Source organism: Arthrobacter sp. 01L42 (assembly GCF_056400005.1).
The window spans coordinates 63,556-72,336 of sequence record NZ_JBFTSL010000023.1 but is presented as its reverse complement, the minus strand read 5'-3'; the positions used below and the strand labels follow the sequence as shown (position 1 = coordinate 72,336).

The 8,781-nt window shown below is 68.0% G+C and carries 8 protein-coding genes and 2 pseudogenes; 6 read left to right on the top strand and 4 right to left on the bottom strand.

What is annotated here, in order from left to right; genetic code table 11:
• The 4 genes and pseudogenes from aspA to AC1DN2_RS18305 all read left to right on the top strand — a co-directional run.
• Window positions 1-300, top strand: a pseudogene (aspA, locus tag AC1DN2_RS18320) (aspartate ammonia-lyase); the annotation flags it as partial.
• A gap of 28 nt (window positions 301-328) precedes the next feature.
• Window positions 329-1,901: pseudogene (locus AC1DN2_RS18315) on the top strand (amino acid permease).
• Between the two features lie 121 nt (window positions 1,902-2,022).
• Entirely contained in the window at window positions 2,023-3,339 is a 1,317-nt protein-coding gene (locus AC1DN2_RS18310) for an ATP-binding protein (RefSeq protein ID WP_230008091.1), read from the top strand.
• 107 nt (window positions 3,340-3,446) lie between these two features.
• Window positions 3,447-4,070 (top strand): transmembrane-type terpene cyclase, encoded by a 624-nt coding sequence (locus tag AC1DN2_RS18305; protein WP_476851453.1) that lies wholly within the window; start codon window positions 3,447-3,449, stop codon window positions 4,068-4,070.
• Here AC1DN2_RS18305 and AC1DN2_RS18300 read toward each other — a convergent pair.
• The 3 genes from AC1DN2_RS18300 to gluQRS are packed head-to-tail and all read right to left on the bottom strand — an operon-like array spanning window position 4,060 to window position 6,719.
• Entirely contained in the window at window positions 4,060-5,061 is a 1,002-nt protein-coding gene (locus AC1DN2_RS18300) for an NADP-dependent oxidoreductase (RefSeq protein WP_476851452.1), read from the bottom strand. The genes AC1DN2_RS18305 and AC1DN2_RS18300 overlap by 11 nt on opposite strands.
• 2 nt (window positions 5,062-5,063) lie before the next feature.
• Window positions 5,064-5,762, bottom strand: a complete 699-nt coding sequence (locus tag AC1DN2_RS18295; protein WP_476851451.1) for an HD domain-containing protein — start codon at window positions 5,760-5,762, stop codon at window positions 5,064-5,066.
• A gap of 9 nt (window positions 5,763-5,771) precedes the next feature.
• Entirely contained in the window at window positions 5,772-6,719 is a 948-nt protein-coding gene (gluQRS, locus tag AC1DN2_RS18290) for a tRNA glutamyl-Q(34) synthetase GluQRS (RefSeq protein ID WP_476851450.1), read from the bottom strand.
• A 333-nt stretch (window positions 6,720-7,052) separates the two neighbouring features.
• Between gluQRS and AC1DN2_RS18285 the strand changes: the two genes are divergently transcribed.
• On the top strand, window positions 7,053-7,511 hold the full coding sequence (locus AC1DN2_RS18285; protein WP_176803545.1) for an Lrp/AsnC family transcriptional regulator: 459 nt from the start codon (window positions 7,053-7,055) through the stop codon (window positions 7,509-7,511).
• A 14-nt stretch (window positions 7,512-7,525) separates the two neighbouring features.
• Here the strand turns inward: AC1DN2_RS18285 and AC1DN2_RS18280 are convergent, their stop codons facing one another.
• Complete coding sequence (locus tag AC1DN2_RS18280) at window positions 7,526-7,981, bottom strand: Lrp/AsnC family transcriptional regulator (protein WP_079555658.1); 456 nt, start codon at window positions 7,979-7,981, stop codon at window positions 7,526-7,528.
• Between the two features lie 117 nt (window positions 7,982-8,098).
• Here AC1DN2_RS18280 and AC1DN2_RS18275 point away from each other — a divergent pair, with 117 nt between their 5' ends.
• Window positions 8,099-8,761, top strand: coding sequence for a LysE family translocator (locus AC1DN2_RS18275; protein ID WP_476851449.1), 663 nt, complete (start codon window positions 8,099-8,101; stop codon window positions 8,759-8,761).
• The last annotated feature ends 20 nt before the right edge of the window (window positions 8,762-8,781 follow it).

Here is an 8,781-nt window from a genome sequence, read left to right as displayed (position 1 = left end):
GTCCACAGCCTCCACAAGAGCATCTCCCACCTCGAAGCCGCGTGCCGCACCCTCACGGCCCGCTGCGTCCGGGGCATCACCGCCAACACCGAACACCTTCGCCTCACCGTGGAACAATCCATCGGCCTCGTCACCGCCCTGAACCCGCAGCTGGGCTACGCCACAGCCACGGCCATCGCCCAGGAAGCCCTCGCCACCGGCAAGGGCGTCGCGGAACTAGTGCTCGAACACGGCCTGCTCACCGACGAGCAGCTCACCGAGCTCCTCAGCCCGCACCGCCTGGCCAACCTGAGCAAGTAGCGCCCCTCCGAACCCCCGAAGGACCCCCATGACTTCTCCTGACACTGCCCGCGCCCAAAAACTGCCCGCTCAACAGCAGACCCAGCCACAATCCGCCGTCACCGACCACACCATTCCGGCGCATGCCCACGCCTCGGGGGCTGCGCTCCACGCCGAGGACCAGGGCTACCACAAAGGCCTGAAACCCCGGCAGGTCCAGATGATCGCGATCGGCGGCGCCATCGGCACCGGCCTGTTCATGGGCGCCGGCGGCCGGCGGTCCGGCCCTGATCATCAGCTATGCCGTCTGCGGGTTCTTCGCCTTCATGATCCTGCGCGCGCTCGGCGAACTCGTGATGCACCGGCCCTCGTCCGGCTCGTTCGTGTCCTACGCCCGCGAATTCTTCGGCGAGAAGGCCGCGTTCGTCACCGGCTGGCTGTACTGGCTGAACTGGGCAATGACGGCGATCGTGGACATCACCGCCGTCGCGCTGTACATGAACTTCTTCAAGAAGTACTGGGCACCCATCGCGGACGTGCCGCAGTGGACCTGGGCCCTGGCGGCCCTGATCCTGGTCCTGGGCCTGAACCTGATCAGCGTCAAGGTGTTCGGCGAGCTGGAATTCTGGTTCGCGCTGATCAAGGTCGTGGCGCTCGTGTCCTTCCTGCTCGTCGGCATCTACTTCGTCATCTTCGGCACGCCCGTGGCCGGCCAGGAGGTCGGCTTCAGCCTCATCGCGGACAACGGCGGCATGTTCCCCAACGGCCTGCTGCCGGCCATCGTGGTGATGCAGGGCGTCGTGTTCGCCTACGCCTCGATCGAACTGATCGGCACCGCCGCCGGCGAGACCGAAAACCCCGAAAAGATCATGCCGCGGGCCATCAACACGGTGATCGTGCGCATCGCGGTGTTTTACGTCGGCTCGCTCGTGCTGCTCTCCCTGCTGCTGCCCTACAGCTCCTACAAGGCCGGCGAAAGCCCCTTCGTGACATTCTTCGGCTCCATCGGGGTCGACGGCGTGGACGCCATCATGAACCTCGTGGTCCTTACCGCGGCGCTGTCCTCGCTCAACGCAGGCCTCTACTCCACCGGCCGGATCATGCGCTCGATGTCCATTTCCGGTTCCGCGCCGAAATTCGCCGGCCGGATGAATAAGTCCGGCGTCCCCTACGGCGGCATCGCCCTCACTGCCGCAGTGGCTGTCCTGGGCGTGATCCTGAACGCCGTGGTCCCGGCCGAGGCCTTCGAGATCGTCCTGAACGTCGCATCGCTCGGCATCATCAGCACCTGGGCCATGATCGTCCTGTGCCAGATGCAGCTCGCCCGGCTCGCAGCCCGCGGAGAACTGCTCCGGCCCGCGTTTCGTATGCCGGGCGCGCCCGTCACGGGCTGGATCACCCTGGCCTTCCTCCTGGCGGTGCTGGTCCTCATGGCCTTCGACTCGCCAGTCGGAACGTGGACCATCGCCTCCCTCGCGGTCATCATCCCGCTGCTGATGCTCGGCTGGCGCCTCTGCCGGCACCGCATCCTGGAGATCGCCGCCGTCCGCGACGGGTTCACCGGCCCGTATCCGCTCGTGGCCAACCGACCCGTGCGTGGGACCGGCGGGGATTCGGAGTAACATCCCGGCAGTCCGGGTCCGCGTAACGCAACGTCCCCGCAACCTCTCCTGCACGTGGTTCGCATATGCTCAGCGGACAGACTCAACATGGCTCAGCGACGAACCACCCGGGAGACAGCTCATGACCAATTGGCGGATCAGGGATTTCCATTCGGCCGATCTTGACGGGATCCTGCACCTCTGGGAATCCCTCAAGGCCACCAACGTCGAGCCGGTCTACGCCCTCTCCGAGGTGCTCGCCTCCTGCGAAAAGGACCACGCCGTCGTCGCTGTGCAGGGCGAGCAGGTGGTGGGCGCCGCCGTCGGACGCGCCGCCCACGACCAGGGCTGGATCGTTTTCCTGGCCACCCTGCCCGATTACCGGGGCCGCGGCATCGGCACCTCGCTGCTGGCCTCAGTCGAGAACCGGATGGCCCCGCACGGGCTCAACAAGCTCTCGGCCCTGATGCCCGAATCCGAAACCCGGGTGGAGGCCTTCCTGAGCCGCGGCTTCGCGCTGAAGAAGAACCTGCGCTACTTCGAGCGGAAAATCCCGGTCCAGCGCCAGGAACTCGAGCCGCTCAGCCAGCTCGGCGGCCGGATCCTGGCCCGCGACCTCTGGGAAAACGTGGCGGGCATGCGCAACGAGAAGGAACTGCTGGAACGCCGGCTGGTCCTTCCCCTCGCCGAGGCCGACCTCGCCGACGAATACGGGGTGGTGCCGCCCCGGGCGGTGGTCCTCTTCGGCCCGCCCGGTACGGGCAAGACGACCTTCGCCAAGGCCATCGCGTCCAGGCTGGAGTGGCCGTTCGTGGAGGTCTTCCCCTCCCGGCTGGCCTCAGACCCCAAGGGGCTGGCCGGTGCGCTGCGCGAGACCTTCCTGGAGATCGCCGAACTCGAGCACGCGGTCGTGTTCATCGATGAGGTGGAGGAGATCGCCTCCCAGCGCTCCGGCGAACCGCCGTCGCCCCTGCAGGGCGTCACCAACGAACTGCTCAAGATCATCCCGGCCTTCCGCGAACAGCCCGGCCGGCTGCTGGTCTGCGCCACCAACTTCATCCGCGCCCTGGACTCCGCATTCCTGCGCCACGGCCGCTTCGACTACGTCATCCCGATCGGCCTGCCGGACCGCCAGGCCCGCGAGGCCATGTGGCAGCGCTTCATCCCTGCCACCGTGGTGGACGACGTCGACGTCGAGCTGCTGGTGGACCGCACCGAGGGGTTCTCCCCCGCGGACATTGAGTACGCGGCCCGCAGCGCCTCCCAGCGGGCGCTGGAAAAGGCGGTGTACGACGACGGCGGCGCGGCGTCCGGCGGCAGCGCCTCAGTCCGCGAAGCCGTCCGGAAGGGTCCGGCCACCCAGGACTACCTCGACGCGATCGCCGACACCCGGACCACCGTCAGCGCCGAAGTGCACCAGCAGTTCCTGGAGGACATCGACGACCTAGGGCGCGTGTAGGGGAAGCAACGCGGGGTCAGTTGCGGCCCATGTTGGGGCTCTGCATGGGCGCCAAGTGACCCCGCGTTGCAGTCATCGCCGAGCCGTCATTGCCTAGTGGAGGCAGCGTGATCCTGTTTCTCACAATTGTGAGCGGCCTGGCCTGGACCGTGGTCTACGTCGATGCCATCCGGATCGGTTTCAAGGACCGGAGCTACGCGATCCCGGCCGCCGCGCTGGCCCTGAATTTCGCCTGGGAGGCCATCTACGCCATGCGCTCCATCGCGACGGGAATCACCGCCCAGGGGGTCTTCAATATCGCGTGGGGACTGGCCGACGTCGTGATTGTGTACACCTTCCTGAAGTTCGGCCGCTCCGAGCTGCCGGGCTGGGTGACGCGGCGGCTGTTCATCGGCTGGGCGCTCCTGCTGGGCTTCACGTCCTTCGCGGTCCAGCTGCTGTTCGTCGTCCAGTTTGGCTGGGACGACGCGGCCCGCTACGCGGCGTTCCTGCAGAACCTGCTGATGTCCGGGTTGTTCATCGCCATGTTGGCCGCCCGGGGCGGCACCCGCGGCCAGACCCTGCTGATCGCCGTGGCCAAGTGGGTCGGCACCCTCGCGCCCACGATCGCGCTGGGCTGGTACGGCAACTCGCCCCTGATCCTGGGCGTGGGGGCGCTCTGCAGCGTCTTTGATCTGGTGTACATCGGTTTGCTGTGGCGGGCCCGGCAGCCGGGAGCCGCTAGAGGGTGACGACGATCTTGCCCTTGGCGTGGCCCTGTTCGAGCGCGGCGAAGGCTCCCCCAATGTCCGCGAACGGGTAGGTGCGTTCCATGACCGGCTGCACGTGGCCGGCGTCGACGAGGGCCGCCAGAGTGCGCAAATCATCCCCGCTGGGGTGCATGAACAGGTAACGGTAGCTGGCCTTCGCCTTCCGGGCGCGGCGGCGGATGCCCATGCTCATCAGCCAGAAAGCGGCCGTGATCATCGGCGGCGAGCCCAGGTCTTTCGTCGCGGTGAGCGGCTCGGGAACGCCGGCGATGGATACCACCCTGCCGCCGGACTTAAGAATGCGGAAGGAATCCCTGAGGGTCACGCCGCCGACCAGGTCCAGGACAGCATCGAAATCATGCAGTACCGCGGAGAAGTCCTCCCGGTTGTAGTCGATGACGGCGTCCGCCCCCAGCCGGCGCACCAGCGCCTCGCCGCGGGCCGATGCCGTGGTGGTGACCTGGGCGCCGAGATACTTGGCGAGCTGGATGGCGAGTGTTCCCACCCCGCCGGCGCCGCCGGAAATGAAGAGCCGGGTGCCGCGGCCCACGGCAAGTTCATCGCGGAGGGCCTGCAACGCCGTGAGCCCGGCCAGCGGCAGTCCTGCGGCCTCGGCGAATCCGAGCGACGCCGGCATGGCGGCCACCAATTCCTGCTGCACGCACACCAGCTCGGCGAAGGCTCCAAGCCTGGCCTTGTCCACCCGGGCGTAGACGCGGTCGCCGATGGAAAAGCGGTTGGGCCCGGGTCCGATTGCATCCACCGTCCCGGCGAGTTCGCAGCCGGCCACGATCGGCAGGCGGACATGGCTGATGGGCCGGAGCGCGCCCCGGCGGAACTTGAAGTCCACCGGGTTCAGCCCGGCCGCGGCGACCTTGATCCGGACGTCACCCGGGCCGGGCTGGGGAACCGGAACATCCCGGAGTTCCATCGCGTCCGGGCCGCCGTAGCGTGTGAGGACGTAGGCGCGCATGCTCAGTCCCGTGCGGACCCGGTGTCGCCGGCCGGAGCATCGCCCGGCGCAGCTTCCGCGTCTGCTGCAGCGGCCATTGCCGGGGCATCTGCTGCTGCCGTATCTGCTGCCGGGGCGTCATAAGAGAGGAACTCGTAGTCCGTGTCATCCGCCTCGTCGAGCATGTCGTCGAGTTCGTTCAACAGCCAGGGATTGATCCGGGCCAGGATTTTCCGGGTTTCCTCGACGGGAACGGCGGCGTAGAGCACCGGGCGGGCATCGTCGTAGCGGGTGACCGGGGGCTTGTCCGGCCACTTCTCGGCCAGCGCCTTGACCCGTTCGGGCAGCGAATTGTGCGCGTTGTCGGCAATCTTCACAAGCGTGGCGTCGTGGTCCTCGGCGATGTACCGGATGCCGGCCTGGTAGTCGTCCGGATTCTCATGCAGGCGCTTAGTGACCCGCTCGATGATGTCCGCGGCACGCTCGGAGACCCCCATGTCCAGCAGTGCCTGCCGCGTCATCGGGGTGTCCTCCGCGATGTCGTGAAGGTACCCGGCGATCCGGATGTCGTCGTCGAAGTCCGCCAGGGCGTCCCCGACGGCGAGCACATGTTCCCGGTATGGCCGCTTGAGCTTATCCTTCTGGCGGTTGTGGGCCACCTCGGCCAGGACCTTGGCTGTCTCGACGGTGAAGCGGGGCTGAGGGTGTGCAGGCTCGGTCATGAATCCAGCCTACGCGCCGCGGCTGTCCGTCCCTGCCCGGAGGCCGGTTCCCGGATGCGCCCCCTTGTGCGCTCCCGGTACCCCGGGCCACACCCAGGGCTCGCGGGGCAGAGCCGCCGGGTCGAAGGCGGCGAGGACATCGTCGAGGCGGCCCGGCGGGAGGCCAAGGGAGTCCAGCAAGGTGTCCCGGACCTGGTCCGCGCCCAACCCGGCCAACGTCAGGTCGGCCAGCGTGACGGCGCCGTCACGCTTGGCCAGCCGGACGCCGTCGGCGTTCAGTACCAGCGGCACATGCGCATATTCCGGAACAGGCATATTGAGCAGCGACGCCAAATATGCCTGCCGCGGCGTGGACGGCAGCAGGTCATCGCCGCGGACCACCTGGTCGATGCCCTGCGCGGCGTCGTCCACCACCACGGCCAGGTTGTAGGCGGTCACGCCGTCGTTGCGCCGGAGCACGAAGTCGTCGACCACCCCGGTGTAACTGCCGTGGAGCACGTCCCGCACCGTCACCTCGGCCACGGTGGAGCGGAGCCGGACAGCCGGCGGCCGGGCGGCCCGCTTGGCCTCGCGCTCGGCGCCGCTGAGGTTCCGGCACGTTCCCGGGTAGGCGCCCAGCGGAGCGTGCGGTGCCGAGGGGGCCTCCTGGATTTCGCGGCGGGTACAGAAGCACTCATAGGTCAGGCCGGCCGCCGTCAGCTCCGAAATCGCCCCGTCATACAGGTGCTCACGCTCCGTCTGGCGCACGACGCCGCCGTCCCAGTTCACGCCGATCGCCGCCAGGTCGCGGAGTTGCTCGGCCTCGGCGCCGGCCCGGGCACGGTCCAGGTCCTCCACCCGCAGCAGGAACCGCCGCCCCCCGGACCGGGCGAACAGCCACGCCAGGATGGCCGTCCGGAGGTTGCCCACATGCAGTTCGCCGGAGGGACTGGGGGCGAAGCGGCCAGCTGAGGTCATGGGATAAGCCTATGCGGAGCAGCACAAGAGCCCCTCAGCTACCGATGACTTCGGGAAATCCGGCGTCGGTGGCTCAGGGGCTCTTGCCGCGAGTGCGTTGTGCGGAATGACGATGCGTGAACAAGAGTCAGTCAGCGGCTGGTTCCTTGCGGGAGCCTCGTCCGGGGTCCGGGTGGTGTGCCGGGATGTCCGTAGCCTTCGGGATCGTGGCGGTGGCCTCGTCCCCTTGTTGTCACCATTTGAGCAGAAGCCCTACAGTTGGTGCAACGGACCGGCCCCAGAGCAGTCAATCTGATCAACCACAGCCCGGACCGCGAACAGGAAGTGGTCATTTTGCAGGAGCTCGACGCGACGGACCGGCGGATCCTCGCCGCGCTGGACGAAGATCCCCGCGTGCCGGTCATGGTGCTGGCGCAGAAGCTGGGCCTGGCCCGCGGCACCGTCCAGTCCCGCCTGGAACGGATGTCGGCGTCGGGCGCGCTCCGGCCGAACAGCAGCCGGGTGCTGCCGTCCGCCCTGGGCCGCGGCGTGGCGGCCGCGGTCAGCGCGGAACTGGACCAGAGCCACCTCAACGAGGCAATCGCCGCCCTGCGCAACATCCCTGAGGTGCTCGAATGCCACGCCCCGGCCGGCGACACCGATCTCCTGATCCGGGTGGTGGCCAAGAGCCCGGACGATCTCTACCGCGTGTCAGAGGAAATCCGGCTGTGTCCCGGAATCGTCCGGACCTCAACGAGCATGTTCCTGCGCGAGGTCATTCCCTACCGGACCACGGGACTGCTCGGCGCCTGAGCAGGCGGACGCGTCTAGACCGGCGGCCCGGCGTTGGCCTTCAGGTTCTTCATGACCAGCGTTGACGTCAGTCGCTCGACGCCGGGCAGCGAGGTCAGTTCACTGTCGTAGAAACGCTGGTAGGAGGGCAGATCCTCCGCAATGACCTTGAGCAGGTAGTCCGGCGACCCGAAGAGCCGCTGGGCCTCGACGATGTTGGGATTGCCGGCCACCCGGCTCTCGAAGATCTCCATGGTGGAACGGTCCACCTGGCGCAGGGTCACGAACACGATCGCCTCGAAACCGAGCCCCACCGCGGCCGGATCAATATCCGCCCGGTAGCCCCGGATGATCCCGGCGGCCTCCAGATCCCGCAGCCGGCGATGGCACGGAGCCACGGTCAACCCCACCTTGGCCGCCAGGGCCGTGGCAGTCATCCGGCCATCCGATTTGAGGTAACGCAAGATACTTCTGTCAATGGCGTCAATCACGCAATTATCTTACCCAATTGCGGTGTTTCTTCAGTAAATAAGCGAGCACTTCCCGGCCGAATTTGCCTAGAGTTTTTCTTGTACCCGCCACGGGGTGCCGCATTCCTGGAGCCCGCCATGAACCCCCAGCTTTTCCTCGCCTTCCTGGTTGTCGCCGTCGCCCTGGCATGCACCCCCGGCGTCGACTGGGCCTATTCGATCGCGGCCGGGCTCCGGCAGCGCAGCTTCGCGCCCGCCGTCGCCGGTCTCTGCGGGGGCTACGCCCTCCACACGGCGTTGCTGGTGCTGGGCCTGGCGGCACTGCTCGCCGGGATGCCCGGCGTGCTGGGCTGGCTGACCGCGGCGGGCGCCCTCTACCTGCTGTGGCTGGGCTTCAGCACCCTGCGGTCCTGGCGCGGGGCCAGCTTCAGCACCGGCACCGCTGCTCCCGGTGCCGCCACACCCGCGAGCCAGTTCCGGGTCTTCCTCCAGGGCATGGGCATCAGCGGGATCAACCCCAAGGGCCTGCTGTTCTTCGTGGCCCTGGTGCCGCAGTTCGTCAGCCCTGACGCCGCGTGGCCGGTCCCGGTCCAGTCGGGTCTGCTCGGGCTGACCTTCATCCTGCTCGTGGGCGTCATCTACAGCTGTGTGGCACTCCTGGCGCGGAAACTGCTGCAGGCCAGGCCGGGCGCAGCGCGCCAAGTGACGCTGGCCAGCGGGATCATCATGCTGGCCCTGGGCGCCTTGCTGCTCGCCGAGCAGATCGTGCCCGCCCTCAGCGCAGCCATGACGCACGAGTGAGGACGCGAATCCGCCCTGGG